Origin of the sequence: Cellulomonas soli (genome assembly GCF_052036975.1) — a bacterium.
Taxonomy (GTDB): domain Bacteria; phylum Actinomycetota; class Actinomycetes; order Actinomycetales; family Cellulomonadaceae; genus Cellulomonas; species Cellulomonas soli_A.
In genome coordinates this window covers 135,423-150,563 of the sequence record NZ_JBQIAR010000006.1, presented here as the reverse complement: position 1 = coordinate 150,563, position 15,141 = coordinate 135,423, and the positions used below count along the sequence as shown (strand labels likewise).

Here is a 15,141-nt window from a genome sequence, read left to right as displayed (position 1 = left end):
GTCAGGGCAGGCGTGCACCCTCGGGGATGACGATCTCGGCCAGGTCGAGCAGGCGGGGCGTGCCCAGCGCGAGCGCGCCGGCCAGCACCTGGGCGTTGGCCTCCACGGCGACGGCCACCTTGAACGCGCCGGGCAGGTCCTCGCCGACGGACAGCAGGCCGTGGTTGGCCCACACGACCGCGTTGACGGCGTCGCCGAGGATCTCGGCCGAGCGCTCGCCGAACGCGGAGTTGGTGGAGAACTCGAACGGCATGACCGGCACGGCGCCCTTGGCGTACAGGACCATGTTGAGCAGCACGGGGTCGATGGCCTTGCCGAGCGCACCGAACACGTTCACGTACGGCGACTCGGTGTGCACGATGGCGTTCACGTCGGGGCGGCGGCGGTAGTGCGCCAGGTGCACGTCGGTCTCCGTGGAGGGGAACAGGTCGCCCTCGCGGACCACGCCGTCGTAGCCGACGACGACCATCTCCTCGGGGGTCAGCACGTCGTAGCGGATGCCGGACGGGGTGATGACGATCGCCTCGTGCTCGGGCAGGCGCACCGAGATGTTGCCCTGGGTGTTGAAGTTCAGACCGGTGCGGACCGACTCGCGGCACCAGTAGAGGATCTCCTCGCGGATCTGGGTGCTCGCAGCGCTCATGGTGGTGCTCCTTGTCGTGTGGTGCGTCAGGTGGTGGTGCGTCGGGCGACGGCGTCCCACGCGGCGCGGTGCTCGTCGCGGGGGAGGTAGGTGGGCAGCGGGTGCGTCCGGACGACCAGGTCGCGCAGCGTGGCCAGGTCGCCGTGCACGGCGCCGAGGGTGCGTGCCTGCACGAGGGCGTTGCCGAGCGCGGCCGCCTCGGTGGGGCCGGCGACGACGGGCAACCCGCACGCGTCGGCCGTGAGCTGGCACAGCAGGGCGTTCTGCGAGCCGCCGCCGACCAGGTGGATCGTGCGGACCTGCCGGCCGGTGAGCTGCTCGAGCGTGCGGATCGTGCCGCGGTACGCCAGGGCCAGGCTGTCGAGGATGCAGCGCACGACCTGCGCGGGAGTGGCCGGCGCCGGGCGCCCGTCGGCGGATGCCGCCGCGGTGATGCGGGCGGGCATGTCACCGGCGGCCAGGAACGTGTCGTCGTCGGCGTCGACCGTCCAGGCCAGTGTCGGCTCGGCGGCGGCTGCGGCCAGCAGCTCCTGCAGGTCGCACGGCAGGCCGTCGCGCTCCCAGGTGCGCAGGCACTCCTGCAGCATCCACAGGCCCATGGTGTTGCGCAGGAACCGGACCGTGCCGTCGACGCCGAGCTCGTTGGTGGCGTTGGCCGCGCGGGCCTGCTCGGTCAGCACGGGGGCGGGCAGCTCCAGGCCGACGAGCGACCACGTGCCGCACGACACGTAGGCGAAGTCCTCGCCGGTGGCCGGGACGCCGACGACCGCGGAGGCGGTGTCGTGCGAGCCGACCGCGATCACGGGGGTGTCGACGGCCAGGCCGGTGCGGCGGGCGACGTCCGGCGCGACGGTGCCGATCACCGCCCCGGGTTCGAGCAGGTCGGGCACCTGGTCGCGCCGCAGCCCGGCGACGGCCAGCAGCTCCGGGTCCCAGTCGCGGCGGCGCGCGTCGACCAGCTGGGTGGTCGAGGCGTTGGTGACCTCGCCCGAGACCACCCCGGTGAGCCAGTAGGCCAGCAGGTCGGGGATCATCAGCAACCGGTCGGCCGCCGCCAGCTGGGCGCTGCCGCGCTGCGCGGCGAGCTGGAACAGCGTGTTGAACCGCTGGTGCTGCAGCCCGGTGACGGCGTAGAGCGCGGCGGGGTCGAGGACCGCGTGCACGCGCTCGGGGACACCGATCGTGCGGTCGTCGCGGTAGCTGACCGGGTTGCCGAGCAGCGTGCCGTCGGTGTCGAGCAGGCCGTAGTCGACGGCCCAGGAGTCGATGGCGATCGCGTCGACAGGCCCGGAGGCCGCGGCGGCGCGCAGGCCGGTCTCGATGCCGTGCGCGATCCGCAGCACGTCCCAGTGCAGCGTCCCACCAGCAGTGACGGGTTCGTTGGGGAACCGGTGCTCCTCGTGCGCCTCGAGCGTGCCGGGGCCGACGCGGACCGACAGGACGCGCCCGCTGGACGCGCCGAGATCGACCGCGACGACCCGGCAGGTGCCCGGGGGCGCCCCCGCGGGGGCTGCCGTGCTCGCCATGGTCGTTCAGGCCCCCCAGCCGGCCTGGGCGCCGCCGACGCGGGCCTGCGCGACCTGGTCGACGTACCCGCTGGCCTTGAACGCGGCGATCGGGTCGGGGTCGAGCCCCTGGTCGGCGCGCAGCTCGGCCAGCATCGGGCGCACGTCCGTGTGGTAGGCGTCCATGAGCGCCTGGTTGGCCTCGAGCACCTGCCCGGCGCGCTGCGCGGCGGTCAGCGCGTCGACGTCCACCAGCAGCGCCTTGGCGGTGGCCTCCTGCACGTTGAGCACCGAGCGGATCTGGCCCTGGATCTTCGGCTCGATGTTGTGGCACTGGTCGAGCATGAAGCTGACGCCCGAGTCGGGGGACAGGGCCCCGGCCTGCACGATCTCGTGCATGATCCGGAACAGCTGGAACGGGTCGGCGGCCCCGACCATGAGGTCGTCGTCGGCGTAGAACCGGGAGTTGAAGTCGAACGCCCCCAGGCGCCCCTGCCGCAGCAGCTGGGCGACGATGAACTCGATGTTGGTGTTCGGCGCGTGGTGGCCGGTGTCGAGGACCACCAGGGCGCGTTCGCCGAGGGCCAGGCAGTGCAGCAGCGAGGTGCCCCAGTCGGGGATGTCCATCGTGTAGAAGTACGGCTCGAAGAACTTGTACTCCAGGATGAGCCGCTGGTCGGCGTCGAGCGCGGCGTAGATCTGCGCGAGGGAGTCGGCCAGGCGGTCCTGGCGGGCGCGGATCGAGTCCTGGCCGGGGTAGTTGGTGCCGTCCGGCAGCCAGATCTTCAGGTCCTGCGAGCCGGTGGCGCGCATGACGTCGATGCACTCCAGGTGGTGCGCGATCGCCTTGGCGCGGATGCGCTCGTCGGCGTGCGTGAGGGAGCCGAGCCGGTAGTCGTCGTCCTGGAACAGGTTGGAGTTGATGGCGCCGATCCGCACACCCAGGTCGGCGGCGTGTCGGGCCAGGTCGTCGTAGTCCTCGACGCGGTCCCACGGGATGTGCAGCGAGACGCGCGGGGCGATGCCGGTGTACCGGTGCACCTGGGCGGCGTCGGCGATCTTCTCGTAGGGGTCGCGCGGGCCGCCGGGCAGGGTGAAGACCTTGAACCGGGTCCCCGCGTTGCCGAACGCCCACGACGGGATCTCGATCGTCTGGGACCGCAGGGCGTCCGCGGCGGGCGCGGGCAGGGAGTGCGACATCGGATCTCCTTCGAACCGGAGCGCCGCGGTGTGCGGCAGAATGAATCGATTCATCGATGAAACCACGTCCTCGCGCCCGAGGCAAGCCCGCCGCCGCGCGCAAGGTCGGGCGGTTCCTCATCTCGCGGAGTGCGTCAGGTCGAGGCGCGTTGGCCAATCGGGCCCCTGCGGTGTTGAATCGCTTCATGGCTCCCTCCTCCCCGGCGGCTCCCGTCCACGTGCGCTTCGAGCACCACGAGGCCGGCGCGCTCGGCATCGGGGAGCGCAGCCCCCGCCTGTCCTGGTCGGTCCCCGAGGCCCCGGCGGGCTACCAGCAGGCGCGCTACCAGGTCGAGGGCGAGGTCATGTCGGCCGACGGCAGCAGCCGCCCCGTGCACGCCGTGGTCGACTCCGCCGAGCAGGTCCTCGTCCCGTGGCCCAGCGCACCGCTGCGCTCGCGGGACGCCGTACGCCTGCGGGTCCGCGTCGAGGGCGCCGGTGAGGACGCCGCGTGGAGCCCGTGGAGCGAGTGGGCCACGACCGAGCTCGGGCTGCTCGAGGCCACCGACTGGGTGGCGCGCATGGTCGGGCCCGCGGAGCCCGAGCCCGCCGAGGCGCCCGACGCGGCCGCGCGTGGCCTGCGCCGCCCGCCGCTGGTCCGCACCGAGCTGACCGTGGACCAGCCGGTCCGCTCCGCACGGCTGTACGTCACCGCGCACGGCCTGGTCGAGGTCGAGATCGACGGCGCCCGCGTCGGCCGCGACGAGCTCGTGCCGGGCTGGACCAGCTACACCCACCGGCTGCGCTACCTCACCTACGACGTCACCGACCTGCTCGGGGCTGCCGGGCCGCACGCGATCGGCGCGCGCCTGGCCGACGGCTGGTACCGCGGGCACATCGGGTTCGAGGGCGGCACGCACGACAACTTCGGCTCCGACATCGGCCTGCTCGCCCAGCTCGAGCTGGTGCTCGCCGACGGCACCCGGCAGACGGTCGCCACCGGCCCGGGGTGGCGGACGTCCGTCGGTGAGCTGATCTCGACCGGGCTCTACGAGGGCGAGCACCACGACGAGCGGCTCGGCGTGCCCGGGTGGTCGCGCCCCGGGTTCGACGACACCGCCTGGGCGCCGGTGCAGATCGCCGAGGTCGACCTGGCGACGCTCGCCGCGCCGGACGGCCCCCCGGTGCGCTGCACCGACGAGCTGCGACCCGTGAGCGTCGACCGTCGCCCCGACGGCCGGCTGCTGCTCGACTTCGGGCAGAACCACGCCGGGCGACTGCGCATCCGCCCGCACGGACCGGCGGGCACGACGATCCGGCTGCGGCACGCCGAGGTGCTCGAGGACGGCGAGCTGTGCACGCGCCCGCTGCGGGGTGCCGCGGCCACCGACGTGCTCGTGCTCGGTGACGACGGCCCGGGCGAGTGGGAGCCCCGGTTCACGATCCACGGCTACCGCTACGCCGAGATCACCGGCTGGGTCGGCGACTTCGGGCCCGACGACGTCGTCTCGCGCGTGCTGCACACCGACATGGAGCGCACCGGCTGGTTCCGCTGCTCCGAGCCCGACGTGGAGCGGCTGCACGAGAACGTGGTGTGGTCCCTGCGCTCGAACTTCGTCGACATCCCCACCGACTGCCCGCAGCGCGACGAGCGGCTCGGCTGGACCGGCGACATCCAGGTGTTCGCCCCGACGGCCTCGTTCCTGTACGACACCGCCGGGATGCTCGCCGAGTGGCTGCGCAGCGTGTCGGCCGAGCAGCAGCAGTACGGCACCGTGCCCTGGTACGTGCCGTTCATCCCGGGCGGGCACTGGTGGGACCCGACCAAGCCCGGAGCCGTGTGGGGCGACGTCGCCGCACTGACCCCGTGGGTGCTGCACGAGCGGTTCGCCGACCGTGACCTGCTCGCCCGCCAGTACCCCAGCGCCAAGGCATGGGTGGAGCAGGTCGAGGCCCTCGCCGGCCCGGGCCGCGTGTGGGACCAGAACCTGCAGCTGGGCGACTGGCTCGACCCGACCGCGCCACCCGAGAACCCGCTGCAGGCACGCACCGACCCGCACCTGGTGGCCACGGCGTACTTCGCGCGCTCCGCCCGCGTGCTCGCGCGCAGCGCCGCCGTGCTCGGGCTGGGGGAGGACGCGGCCCGGTTCGGCTCGCTCGCCGACGAGGTGCAGGCCGCGTTCGCCGCCCGCTACGTCGACGCCGACGGGCATGTCGCGGGGGACACCCAGACGGGTCACGCGCTCGCGCTCGTCTTCGACCTGCTCCCCGACGAGGCCACGCGGGAGTCCGCCGCGGCGCGGCTCGCCGCGCTCGTCGAGGAGTCGGGCGGCACGATCGCCACCGGGTTCGCCGGCACCCCCGTGGTGTGCGACGCCCTCAGCGCGGCCGGTGCCGTGGCCAGCGCGTACCGGCTGCTGCTCGAACGACGCTGCCCGTCGTGGCTGTACCCGGTGACGATGGGCGCGACCACCACGTGGGAGCGGTGGGACAGCCTGCTGCCGGACGGCACCGTGAACCCCGGCGACATGACCTCGTTCAACCACTACGCGCTGGGCGCCGTGGCCGACTGGCTGCACCGCGTCGTGGCCGGTCTGGCACCGGATGCGCCCGGCTACCGGCGCCTCCGGCTCGCCCCGCGGCCTGGTGGCGGTCTGACGCACGCCGGCGCGACGCACCTGACCCCGTACGGCACGGCGTCCGTCGACTGGCAGGTCACCGCGGGCCGGTTCGTCCTCCACGCCGTCGTGCCGGTGGGCACCACGGCGGTGCTCGACCTGCCCGGACAACCTCCACGCACGCTCGGTCACGGCGAGCACACGCTCGACCTGCCGGTCGACACCGTCGTGGCATGAGGCCGGGCTGACGGGGAGCCGTCACAGGGTGGCCTAGCCTGGGAGCCCATCCGGTCCAGCCAGCGGTGCGGGTCGCCGCGGAGAACGAGGTCGCACGGTGGTCCCGGCTGCACGCTCACGGCGCGCGTCCATCACGGACGTGGCGCGCGCCGCTCAGGTCTCGGTCGGCACGGTGTCCAACGTGCTCAACCGCCCCGAGCGCGTCGCACCCGACACGCGCGCGCGGGTCACCGACGCCATCGCCGCCCTCTCGTTCGTGCCGAACGCCCCCGCTCGGCAGCTGCGGGCCGGCACGGTCAGCACCGTGGGCGTCGTCGTGCTCGACATCCGCAACCCGTTCTTCACCGACATGGCCCGCGGCGTCGAGGACCGGCTCGCGCAGGACGACTTCACGCTCATGCTGGCCAGCTCCGACGACAGCGCCGCACGCGAGCGCCGTTTCCTGCGGCTGTTCGAGGAGCACGGCGTGGCGGGGGTGCTCGTGGTCAGCAGCGGGGACGACGTGGCGCACCTGCGCGCGGTGATGGACCGGGGCGTCGACGTCGTGCTCCTGGACTCCCCGTCGCCCGACGCCTCGATCCCGTCGGTCGCGGTCGACGACGTGGCCGGGGGAGAGGCCGCCGCGCGGCACATCCTGTCGCTCGGGCACCGGCGGATCGCGATGCTCAACGGGGCCCACACGATCCGCCAGTGCCGCGACCGGTTCGAGGGTGTGGTGCGCGCCGTGCGGGCGGCCGGGCTCGACCCCGACGAGGTCGTCGAGGAGGTCCTGCTGGCGTCGTTGGACGCGGCCGGCGGCGAGGCGGCGATCACCGCGCTGCTCTCCCGCGACGGAGGCCTGCCCAGCGGCCTGTTCTGCGTCAACGACCTGGTGGCGATCGGCGCGCAGCGCGGGCTGCGCCGAGCCGGGCACCCGCTGCCGGGCGACCTGGCCCTGGTCGGCTACGACGACATCGACGTCGCCGCCGAGCTGGCCGTGCCGCTCACCTCGGTGCGGCAGCCGACCCATGAGCTGGGGTTCCGTGCGGCCGACATCCTGCTCGCCCGGCGGGCGGGGACGGCCACGGGCACCGACCACGTCGTGTTCCAGCCCGAGCTGGTCGTGCGGGCCTCCAGCCAACCTGCCCGCTGAGGTCGCCACGGACCGGACGACCGGCCGGGTCGTCCAGGTTCGCTCGGTACGATCGACGCCCATCCGCCCCGGCACACCAAGGCCATCGCGTCGCGGGTGCCAGCACCAGGAGGTCGGATGTCCAGGGTCGACGACGCCGTCGAGGCGATCGCCGCAGGGCGGGCCGTCGTGGTCACCGACCAGGCCGACCGGGAGGACGAGGGCGACCTGATCGTCGCCGCCGACGCGGTCACCGCCGAGCACATCGCGTTCATGATGACCCACTGCCGCGGGCTGATCTGCGTGCCGATGACCCAGGACGCGCTCGACCGGCTCGAGCTGCCGCCGATGGTGGCGAGGAACACCGAGTCGCACCGCACCGCGTTCACCGTGTCCGTCGACGCCGCCACGGGCGTCACCACCGGCATCAGCGCCGCCGACCGCGCCCGCACCGTGCAGGTGCTCGTGGACCCGACCAGCCGCCCCGAGGACCTCGCGCGGCCGGGGCACGTGTTCCCGCTGGCGGCCGTGGCCGGGGGAGTGCGCGAGCGCCCCGGGCACACCGAGGCCGCCGTCGACCTGGCCCGGCTCGCCGGGCGCGACCCGTCGGGCGTCATCTGCGAGATCGCCGCCGAGGACGGCACGATGCTGCGCGGCCATGCCCTGGCGGCGTTCGCCCAGCAGCACCGCCTGCCGCTGGTGTCGATCGAGGAGCTGCGCGAGCACCTCGACCGGGGCTGACCGGGCGACGTGCTGCGGGCGTCAGCCGGCGAGCAGCACCTTGGCCGCCGCGACGTCCGTGACCAGGACGTTCGCCCAGCCGCCCTGCAGCGCGCCGCGGATGGCCGGGACCTTGCGCACGCCACCGGCGACAGCGATCCGGCGCGGGATGCGACGCAGGTCCGTCGCGCTGATGCCGATGACCCGCTCGTCCAGGGCGGAGGCCACGGGCGTGCCCTGCGCGTCGAAGAACCGCAGGCACACGTCGCCCACGGCCCCCAGCTCGCGCAGCTGCGCCTGGTCGGCGTCCGAGATGCCGTTGCCGCTGCTGCGCAGCAACGGTGACGGGTCGAGCGTGCCGATACCCACCAGGGCCGTGGTGAGCGTGGCCCAGTGCGCGGTGACCTGCGTGACGGATGCGTCGCCCATGAGCGACTCCCGGGCCTGCGGCGTGCCGAGCAGCCCCGGAGCAGGCAGGAAGACCGGTGCGGCACCGGTCGCGGAGGCGAACGACGACAGCAGGCGCGTGGCCTCGACCTGCACGCGCGGGTCGCCGACCCCGCCGACCAGCTGCACGACCTCGTCGACGACCTGGCCGGTGGAGGGCCGCATCGCCTCGACGGCGGCGAGCAGCGTGGCGCTCCACGACGAGATGCCGATGGTGTCGCCGCCGATGAGCGTGGTCTCCAGGTACACCGCGGCGGCGGCGCCCAGGGCGCGCTCGACACCGGCCTCGTCGTCGGGGTCGGTGGTGCCGGCGTCGGTGATGACGGCCTCGGCCAGGCCGTACCGCGCCTCGAGCGCCTCCTCCAGGTCGGTGTGCACACCGGAGGGGACGCTGATGGTGATGCGCACGACCCCCGTGTCGACCGCGCGCTTGAGCAGGCGGGAGACGCGCGGCTGGGAGATGTGCAGCTCGGCGGCGATCTCCGACTGACGCAGACCCCGCTCGTGGTACATGCGGGCGACCTTCGCCAGCAGCCGGGTCTGCTCGTCGGCGTGCCCGAGGCGTCGTCCGCCCCGGGGTGCTCCGCTGGTGGCCGTCACGTGCGCCTCTCTCGTCCTGAACCGGGTGCCGCCCGGTCGACCTGACCGGTCCGGGCCGTCCGGTGGGCGCCGGCCCGTGGGTACGGACCGGCGCCTCGTCGTCCCGGGACTCTATCCGCCGTGGGGTGTGGCGATCAGCGTCCGAGCAGGTCGTACGCCGTGTCGGCCACCCCGGCGGCGCTGATGCCGTAGTGGTCGAGCAGCCACTCGGCCGACCCGGTGATCGCGAACTCGTCGCGCATCCCGACGAACCGCACGGGCACCGGGTGGTGCTGCACGACGGTCTCGGCCACCGCCCCGCCCAGACCGGTGACCAGCGCCTCCTCGACGGTCACGATCGCACCCGTCTCGCGGGCGGCCGCCACGACGGCGTCCACGTCGAGCGGCTTGATCGTCGGCATCGACAGCACCCTGGCCTGCACACCGCGCGCGGCGAGCAGGTCGGCGGCGTCGAGCGCGCGGCACACCGTGGTGCCCGTGGCGATCAGCGTGACGTCGGTGCCCTCGCGCAGCGTGACCGCCCGGCCGGGGACGAACCTGTACCCCTCCGGGTACACGTCCGGCACGCCCATGCGGGAGATCCGCAGGTACACCGGGCCGTCGTGCTGGGCGGCCCACCGCACGGCCTGCGCCGTCTCGGTCGGGTCGGCCGGGACCACCACCGTCATGCCGGGGATCGTGCGCAGCCAGGCGAGGTCCTCGATCGAGTGGTGTGTCGGGCCGAGCTCTCCGTACGCCATGCCGGGCGACTGCCCGACCAGCGTGATGTTGTACCCGGAGTACGCGGCGTCGACCTTGATCTGCTCCATGGCGCGCGCGGTCAGGAAGCAGCCGGCCGCCGAGACGAACGGCACCTTGCCGCCGTTGGCCAGACCGGCGGCCACACCGACCATGTCCTGCTCGGCGATGCCCACGTTGACGGTCCGCTCGGGGAACCGCTCCTGGAACCCGCCGAGCTTGCTGGAGCCCACCGAGTCGTTGACGACCGCGACCACGCGCGGGTCTGCCTCGGCCACCTCGATCAGGGTCGCGGCCCACGCGTCGCGGCAGTCGTGCAGGGTCCGCGCGGTCGGGGGGGCTGCGGGTGCCGTGGTGCTCACTTCTCCTCCTGCCCGCCCGCGAGGGCGTCGAGCTCGGCGAGCGCCTGGGTGACCTGCTCGGCCGAGGGCACCTTGTGGTGCCACGCGACGTGGTCGCGCATGTAGCTGACGGGGTGGCCCTTGTCGGTGCGGGCGATGACGAACGTCGGTCGGCCGGACGCCGCGGGTACCCCCGCGAACGCGTCGAGCAGGGCCGCGTGGTCGTGGCCGTCGACCTCGACGACGTCCCAGCCGAACGCGCGCACCTTGTCGGCGAGCGGCTCGAGGTCGTTCGTCTCGGCCACGCGGGCGCCCTGCTGCAGGCGATTGCGGTCGACGACGGCGCACAGGTGCGACAGGCCTCGGTGACCGGCGGTCATCAGCGCCTCCCAGTTGGAGCCCTCCTGCAGCTCGCCGTCACCGAGCAGCACGAACGTGCGGCGCGAGGAACCGTCGATCTGCGCGGCGACGGCCGTGCCGACCGCGATCGGCAGGCCGTGACCGAGGGGACCGGTGTTGGCCTCGACGGCACGGATCTTGCCGCGGGCGGGGTGCCCGTTGAGCATCGACTCGGGCTGCATGAACGTGCGCAGCGCCTCGGGGGCGATGTACCCGCCGACGGCCAGCACCGTGTAGAGCGCGTTGGCGGCGTGCCCCTTGGACAGCACCACCCGGTCACGCTCGGGGTCGCCAGCCTCGACCTGCTCGGGGCTGATGTTCATCACGTGCAGGTACAGCGTGACCAGGACGTCGGTGATGGAGAACTCCCCGCCGATGTGGCCCAGTCCGGCGTCGTGCACGGTCTGCACCGCCCGCCGGCGCACCTCGTGCGAGGCCTGCGTGAGGTGCGCCACGACGGCGTCCCGGTCGGCACCGGCCGGGACGCGACCCAGCACGGCGATCTCCCGGTCGGGGGCGGGCAGCAGCGGGATGGGCCCGGGGTCGTGCACCAGCCCGAGCGGCGGCACCGTGACGGTCATCGCTCACCGCCCATGCTCGACAGCAGCGCGTCCTGCACGAGCCGCTGCGCACCGATGGCGTCCTGCCGGGCCTGTGCCTCGCGCAGCGCCGGGATGTCGAGCGTGTCCAGCGCCCGGTGCAGCGCCTTGAGCAGCCGGATCGAGGCGCGGGCCGTCTCGACGGTGTCCTCCCGGAACGGGAACTGGTCGAGCTGCCAGACGCCCTCCCAGCCGTTGATCTTCAGCGTGTAGAAGTACTCGAAGATCTCGGTGAGGTGCACCGAGCCGACCATGAGGTCGTCGTCCCAGCCGCGCAGGTTGTCGTTGACGTCCATGCCCCACAGCAGCCCGTGGTCGATGAGCAGCTGGGCTGCGTCGGCCGGCGACTCCCCGCCGTACAGCGAGTGGCCGAAGTCGAGGAGCACGCCGATGTTGTCGCAGCCGGTCTGCTGGATGCCCAGGATCGAGCGGGCGGCGGAGTCCCAGGTCATCTTCACGCGGGGCTCGCGCGGCTTGTACTCGATGACGAACCGCTGGTCGGGGTGCGCCGAGGCGAGCTCCTTCATGCCGTCGACGGCGAGCTTCCACAGGTCGTGGTGGTTGACCTGGAACGGGTAGTCCCAGCCGTCCTGACCGGGCCAGATCTTCACGTAGTCCGCGCCGAGCTCCTTGGCCACACCGGTGGCCTCGTGCAGCAGCTCCATCGCCTCGGCGCGCACCTGCGGGTCGGGGTTGGTGAACGCCCCCTTGCCGAACTTGCGCAGGTAGATCTCCGGGGTCACGCCGATGCACGACAGCCCGGCCTCGGCGAGGGCGCTCTTGACCTGGTCGACCGTGACGCCCGGGGTGAACGGGTACGGCACGTCGACGACGGAGAGGTCCTCGACGGTCCCGGCGAGCGCGATCTGCTCGAGCGTGGACAGCGGCGGCGCGTAGCCGTCGACGGCGTAGCGGTCCACGTAGGACGCGAAGTGCCACAGGCCGGCACCGAAGCGGGGCAGCTCAGACATGGTCGTTCTCTCCGTTCATCAGGACGTGCGTGAGGTCGAGGGGTCCGTGTCGGCCGGCAGGCCTCGGGACCGGTGCAGGGCGGCGTCCCAGCGGGCCCGCCGGGCGGCGCGCTCGTCGGGGTCGATCGAGGGCAGGTACCGGGCCCCGCCGGTGTGCGGGTCGGCCCGCAGGTCGGGGTCCCAGCCGAGCGCCTGCCCGGCGAGACCGGCCACGCCGAGCGCGGACAGCTCGGCGTGCCGCGAGGTGAGGACCTCGCAGCCGAGCGCGTCGGCCTGCAGCTGCATGAGCAGCGCGCTGGCGCTCGCCCCGCCGTCGGCGACGAGCAGGTCGGGGGAGGGTGCGCCGTCGGGGCTCATGGCGGCCACGACGTCGGCGACCTGCCAGACGACGGCCTCGAAGGCTGCCCGGGCGACGTGTGCCGGGCCCGTGCCTCCGGTCAGGCCGGTGAGCAGGCCGACCGCGTCGGCGTCCCAGTGCGGTGCGCCGAGGCCGCCGAACGCGGGCACGAGCGTGACGCCGCCGGCGTCGGGGACGGTGGCGGCGAGCTGGCCGAGCGCGGCGCCGCCGGTCAGCCCGAGCAGCGAGGCGGTCCAGTCGAGCGCGGCGCCGGAGTAGCGGATGTTGCCCTCGAGGGCGTAGGTGGGCCGGTCGGTGAGCCAGGCGAGCGTGGTGGACACCCCGGTGCCGACCACGTCCGGTGCGGGCCACGGACGCATGACGGACGACCCGGTGCCGTAGGTCGCCTTGACGGTGCTCGGGCCGGTGGCGCCGTGCCCGAGCAGTGCCGCGTGCGAGTCGGCAAGCACCGCCAGCACGGGCACGCCGTGCAGCGGGCCGTCGCCGGTGACGAGCCCGAACGGTCCGGAGGAGGGAGCCAGGCGGGGCAGCGTGGGCAGCGGGATGCCGAACAGGTCGGCCAGCTCGGCGTCCCAGGTCAGGGAGTCCACGTCGGCGAGGGCGAGCAGCAGCGTGCGGGAGGCGTTGCCGGCCTCGATGGTGTGCGCGGCGCCGCCGGTGAGGTTCCACAGCAGCCAGGAGTCGACGGTGCCGACGGCGGCGTGCGCGAGGTCGGCGCCGGCGCGCTGGGCGTCGGCCAGCAACCGGGCCATCTTCGGGGCGGAGAACATCGGGTCGAGGGGCAGGCCGGTGCGGGCGGGCACGAGGGTGGCACGTCGGTCGGCGAGCAGGCGGCGGCAGTCCTCGGCGGTGCGGGTGTCCTGCCAGCTGAGCACCGGGCCCAGGGGACGGCCGTCACGGCGGTCCCAGGCGACCACGGACTCGCGCTGCGTGGACAGGGCGACGCCCACGGGGTGCAGCCCGGGCGTGGCGGCGAGGCAGTCGGCGACGACCTGCTGCACGGTGCGCCAGAGCTGGACGGGGTCCTGCTCGACCCGTCCGCCGTCGCCGTGCCGGATGCCGAGCGGGGCCGAGGCCCGGGCGAGCACGGCACCGGTGGGGTCGACGGCGACCGCCTTGGTGTTGGTCGTGCCCTGGTCGATCGCGACGACGACGTCCGTCACCGCTCCTCCTGCCTGGTGGCACCGGCACCGGTGCGGCACGCCGTCCTGCGGCGGCCCCGCCGATGCGGTGAATGAAAATTCGGTTATGAATCAACGATCACCACGGTAGGTCGACGCCTCCCGCGATGTCAACCGTCCGGTCGGTAGCGGGGGTGTGCCGGTCGGCGCCGTGCGCCCTTGGCCGGGGTCGCCAGGGCGGCAGTGGGCGGGAAGGTGTGCAGGTCGTCGGGACTTTTGCCCCGTGCGTGCCGGCTGTGGGGCTGGTTGGATGACTGAATCGATTCATCGAGTCGAGCCACCCGCGCAGGGTGGCGGGACGGCGGCGCACGGGCGCCGCACGAGAACGGAGCAGGTGCGACGTGGCACAGCGCATGATCTGGAACCAGACCGCGTACTTCGGCGCGGGGTCGATCACCGTCATCCCCGAGGAGCTCGCCCGGCGCGGGTTCACCAAGGCCCTGGTCGTCTCCGACAAGGTGCTCGTGGAGACCGGCGTGACCGGCCGCGTCACGAACCTGCTCGACGAGGCCGGGTTCCCCTACGAGGTCTACTCCGACGTGCTGCCGAACCCGCCGATCGAGAACGTGCAGGCCGGGGTCGCCGCGTTCCACGCCTCCGGCGCGGACGTGCTCATCGCCGTCGGTGGCGGTTCCCCGCAGGACACCTGCAAGGCCATCGGCATCATCGTGGCCAACCCCGAGTTCGCCGACGTGCGCTCGCTCGAGGGCGGCGCGCCCACCAAGAACCCCTCCGTGCCGATCATCGCCGTGCCCACCACGGCCGGCACCGCCTCGGAGACGACGATCAACTACGTCATCACCGACGTCGAGCGCCAGCGCAAGTTCGTCTGCTTCGACCCGCACGACATCCCCGTGATGGCCGTCGTCGACCCCGAGATGATGTCCAGCGCGCCCCGCGCCCTCAAGGTCGCCACCGGCCTGGACGCCCTCACGCACGCCATCGAGGGCTACACCACGGCAGGGGCATGGGAGCTGTCCGACCTGTTCCACCTCAAGGCGATCCAGGTCATCGCCGCCTCGCTGCGCGACGCCGCCGACGGCGACCCGGTCGCGGCCGAACGCATGGCGCTGGCGCAGTACGTGGCGGGCATGGGCTACTCGAACGTCGGCCTGGGCCTGGTGCACGCCATGGCCCACCCGCTCGGTGCGTTCTACTCGGCCCCGCACGGCGTGGCCAACGGCATCCTGCTCGCGCCGCTCATGGCGTTCAACGCCGCGTCCACCGGCGAGAAGCTGCGCGACGTGGCCGCCGCGTTCGGTGTCGAGGGCGCACACACGATGCCGTTGGAGGAGGCGCGCGCCGCCGCCGTCGAGGCCGTCGCGGCGCTGACCCGCGACCTGGGCAACCCGACGTCCATCACCGCGGTCGGCGCCACCGAGACCGACATCCCCGCCCTGGCCAAGGCCGCGTTCGAGGACGTGTGCGCAGGCGGCAACCCCCGCCCGGCGTCCGTCGCCGAGATCGAGGAGCTCTACCGCTCGCTGCTCTGAG

12 protein-coding genes are annotated in these 15,141 nt (G+C 73.6%); 4 read left to right on the top strand and 8 right to left on the bottom strand.

The window, feature by feature from the left end:
- Position 1: 1 nt before the first annotated feature.
- The 3 genes from ACTHAM_RS08605 to rhaI are packed head-to-tail and all read right to left on the bottom strand — an operon-like array spanning position 2 to position 3,348.
- Positions 2-643, bottom strand: coding sequence for a class II aldolase/adducin family protein (locus tag ACTHAM_RS08605; RefSeq protein ID WP_440686385.1), 642 nt, complete (start codon positions 641-643; stop codon positions 2-4).
- A gap of 26 nt (positions 644-669) precedes the next feature.
- Positions 670-2,169 (bottom strand): rhamnulokinase, encoded by a 1,500-nt coding sequence (locus tag ACTHAM_RS08600; protein WP_440686383.1) that lies wholly within the window; start codon positions 2,167-2,169, stop codon positions 670-672.
- Between the two features lie 6 nt (positions 2,170-2,175).
- Positions 2,176-3,348 (bottom strand): L-rhamnose isomerase, encoded by a 1,173-nt coding sequence (gene rhaI / locus ACTHAM_RS08595; protein WP_440686381.1) that lies wholly within the window; start codon positions 3,346-3,348, stop codon positions 2,176-2,178.
- 185 nt (positions 3,349-3,533) lie between these two features.
- On the opposite strand from rhaI, the gene ACTHAM_RS08590 reads away from it, so the two are divergent.
- From ACTHAM_RS08590 to ribB, 3 genes are all read left to right on the top strand, one after another.
- The gene (locus tag ACTHAM_RS08590) at positions 3,534-6,182 is read left to right on the top strand and encodes a glycoside hydrolase family 78 protein (RefSeq protein WP_440686379.1); all 2,649 of its coding nucleotides are present in this window, start codon (positions 3,534-3,536) and stop codon (positions 6,180-6,182) included.
- Between the two features lie 97 nt (positions 6,183-6,279).
- Positions 6,280-7,314: a LacI family DNA-binding transcriptional regulator gene (locus ACTHAM_RS08585; protein WP_440686377.1), complete on the top strand. Its 1,035-nt coding sequence runs from the start codon at positions 6,280-6,282 to the stop codon at positions 7,312-7,314.
- A gap of 117 nt (positions 7,315-7,431) precedes the next feature.
- Positions 7,432-8,034, top strand: coding sequence for a 3,4-dihydroxy-2-butanone-4-phosphate synthase (gene ribB / locus ACTHAM_RS08580; RefSeq protein WP_440686375.1), 603 nt, complete (start codon positions 7,432-7,434; stop codon positions 8,032-8,034).
- A 21-nt stretch (positions 8,035-8,055) separates the two neighbouring features.
- Here ribB and ACTHAM_RS08575 read toward each other — a convergent pair whose 3' ends face one another.
- The 5 genes from ACTHAM_RS08575 to ACTHAM_RS08555 all read right to left on the bottom strand — a co-directional run bounded on the left by ACTHAM_RS08575 (position 8,056) and on the right by ACTHAM_RS08555 (position 13,629).
- Positions 8,056-9,060 carry a sugar-binding transcriptional regulator gene (locus ACTHAM_RS08575; RefSeq protein WP_440686373.1) on the bottom strand — a complete coding sequence of 335 codons (1,005 nt, stop codon included), beginning with the start codon at positions 9,058-9,060 and terminating at the stop codon, positions 8,056-8,058.
- A 134-nt stretch (positions 9,061-9,194) separates the two neighbouring features.
- Entirely contained in the window at positions 9,195-10,160 is a 966-nt protein-coding gene (locus ACTHAM_RS08570) for a transketolase family protein (RefSeq protein WP_440686371.1), read from the bottom strand.
- The gene (locus tag ACTHAM_RS08565; RefSeq protein WP_440686369.1) at positions 10,157-11,119 is read right to left on the bottom strand and encodes a transketolase; all 963 of its coding nucleotides are present in this window, start codon (positions 11,117-11,119) and stop codon (positions 10,157-10,159) included. The genes ACTHAM_RS08570 and ACTHAM_RS08565 overlap by 4 nt, the downstream gene beginning before the upstream one ends.
- Positions 11,116-12,108, bottom strand: coding sequence for a sugar phosphate isomerase/epimerase family protein (locus ACTHAM_RS08560; protein WP_440686367.1), 993 nt, complete (start codon positions 12,106-12,108; stop codon positions 11,116-11,118). The genes ACTHAM_RS08565 and ACTHAM_RS08560 overlap by 4 nt, the downstream gene beginning before the upstream one ends.
- Positions 12,109-12,126: 18 nt before the next feature.
- On the bottom strand, positions 12,127-13,629 hold the full coding sequence (locus ACTHAM_RS08555) for an FGGY family carbohydrate kinase (protein ID WP_440686365.1): 1,503 nt from the start codon (positions 13,627-13,629) through the stop codon (positions 12,127-12,129).
- Between the two features lie 359 nt (positions 13,630-13,988).
- Here ACTHAM_RS08555 and fucO point away from each other — a divergent pair, with 359 nt between their 5' ends.
- Complete coding sequence (gene fucO / locus ACTHAM_RS08550; protein ID WP_440686363.1) at positions 13,989-15,140, top strand: lactaldehyde reductase; 1,152 nt, start codon at positions 13,989-13,991, stop codon at positions 15,138-15,140.
- Position 15,141 lies beyond the last annotated feature (1 nt).